Source organism: Chitinophaga sp. RAB17 (assembly GCF_052114225.1).
GTDB lineage: Bacteria > Bacteroidota > Bacteroidia > Chitinophagales > Chitinophagaceae > Chitinophaga.
On the sequence record NZ_JBFREI010000055.1, the window covers coordinates 1 to 467 of the forward strand.

At 44.2% G+C, this 467-nt stretch carries 2 rRNA genes; both read left to right on the forward strand.

Features of this window, described 5'->3' with window-relative positions:
- Window positions 1-130: ribosomal RNA gene (locus AB4Z08_RS35820) — 16S ribosomal RNA — on the forward strand; the annotation flags it as partial.
- Between the two features lie 257 nt (window positions 131-387).
- Window positions 388-467 (forward strand): 23S ribosomal RNA (locus AB4Z08_RS35825); the annotation flags it as partial.

The following is a 467-nucleotide window of genomic DNA, read 5'->3' on the forward strand; positions in this document are numbered from 1 at the left end:
CGTCAAGCCATGAAAGCCGGGGGGACCTGAAGTCGGCAACCGCAAGGAACCGCCTAGGGTAAAATCGGTAATTGGGGCTAAGTCGTAACAAGGTAGCCGTATCGGAAGGTGCGGCTGGAATACCTCCTTTTTAGAGCTCATTGTCCTTAGCTGTTGTTTCCTTCTTTTAATTTATTTGCTACTAACGCAGATGGCTACACGCCGAAGCGAAAAGAGCARAAAACAAAAGACAAGATGTGTAACGAAAGCGTTACAGAGATCGGATCTCACACATCGGCAATAATCACGCAAATGAAACTTCGTAAGAAGAGTCAGTGGTTAAAGTTCTTTGACATATTGGGAAATGCAAGTTGTATTCAGAATAGTAGTATTTGAATACGTAAATTTTTTAAAGCGAATAAGAGCGCATGGTGGATGCCTAGGATCTAAGAGGCGACGAAGGACGTGGTAAGCTGCGATAAGCTACG